The sequence below is a fragment of the Nostocoides japonicum T1-X7 genome, from assembly GCF_001046855.1.
Classification (GTDB): Bacteria; Actinomycetota; Actinomycetes; order Actinomycetales; family Dermatophilaceae; genus Nostocoides; species Nostocoides japonicum.
Genome location: NZ_HF570958.1, coordinates 4,821,916 through 4,823,356, shown reverse-complemented (window position 1 = coordinate 4,823,356; position 1,441 = coordinate 4,821,916). Strand labels below are relative to the sequence as shown.

The window sequence follows — 1,441 nt, the reverse complement described above, 5'->3', positions numbered from 1 at the left end:
CGCCAGACCGCCACGGTCGAGATGGTGCACAGACCCCGATCGGGCGGCAGACTGCCACGGTCGAGATGGTGCACAGACCCCGATCGGGCGCCAGACGGGCCGAAAGAGTCGCAGCTCCGACGCGAGGAGGGGCGCCCGTCGGCCCGGACGGAGCCGTCGGCGGCGGGGCACGCGGTCGGCGGCCGGGGCAAGCGGTCGGCGGCTCGAGGACAAACCGGTTGAGCGGCATACCGCGGTGGGTCACCATCGACTCCATGAGCGACAGCCTGGTCCGCGCCTTCCCGCCCTTCGCCCTCACGGTGACGGCCGGGTCGCTCACGATGCGCTACCCGCGCGACGAGGACATCGCCGAGCTCGCCGAGGTGGCAGTGGCCGGTATCCACCCGCGCGACCGGATGCCGTTCTACTTCCCGTGGACCGAGCCCGAGGGCGACGACCTGCGCCGGGAGATGGCCCGCTACTACTGGCGGCACCGCGCCGATGACTCGCCGAAGAAGTGGGCGCTGCTGCTCGCCGTCCGCGTCGACGGGGAGATGGTCGGTATGCAGTCGTGGGAGACGGAGAGCTACCTCGTCACCCGGACCGGCGAGACCGGGTCGTGGCTCGGCGAGCGGTTCCAGGGACGTGGCATCGGCACCCGGATGCGGCGCGCGATCTGCGCGCTCGCCTTCGACCACCTCGACGCGGTCGAGGTCACCTCCGGCGCGTTCCTCGACAACCCGCAGTCGCTCGCAGTGAGCCGGAAGGTCGGCTATGTCCCGGACGGCATCCAGCGTCTGGAGCGGCGGCCGGGAGAGCTCGCCTTCAACCAGCGGCTCGTGCTCCGCCCGGAGGCGTTCGTCCGCGGCGACGTCGAGATCGAGGTCGAGGGCATTGAGCCGTTCCGCCGCTTCATCGGTCTCGACGAGCCCTGAGCCGTTCGGGGCCAGGCGGGCTCGAGTGGCGGGCCGCGCGAGGCGCGCTCGGGTGGCCGGGCCGCGCGAGGCGCGCTCGGGTGGCCGCGCGGGTGAGGCGGGCTCGAATGGCCGGGCCGCCCTCGGGTCGGTGAGGTACAGCGATCGGCCGACCCCGCTGCCTGTCGTGCGCCCGTCCCGCGGTAGCGACCGACGGACACCCAATGCCGTCCCGGCCCGCTCTCGTCGTGCGGGATCCACGCATACCCCTTGGTGTCCGTAGCGGCTCTGGGTGTCCGGCGGTCCCACCGACAGGCAATAGGGGCGATGCCCGCCCGAAGGCGACGCCTCGTGAGCACGTCCGTGACCCTGCAGGCGGCCCAGCGCGCCGATGTTCCTGTTGGTCGGGCCGGCCGGCCACCCCCGAGGTGGTGCACAGACCCCGCTCGGGCGCCAGACCGCCAGCCGCCACCTCCAGATGGTGCACAGACCCCGATCGGGCGCCAGACCGCCAGCCGGCCACCCCCGAGGTGGTGCACAGACCCCGA

At 73.1% G+C, this 1,441-nt stretch carries 1 protein-coding gene; it reads left to right on the top strand.

Features of this window, described 5'->3' with window-relative positions:
• Positions 1-254 precede the first annotated feature (254 nt).
• Positions 255-914, top strand: coding sequence for a GNAT family N-acetyltransferase (locus tag BN12_RS21915; protein ID WP_048556761.1), 660 nt, complete (start codon positions 255-257; stop codon positions 912-914).
• Positions 915-1,441 lie beyond the last annotated feature (527 nt).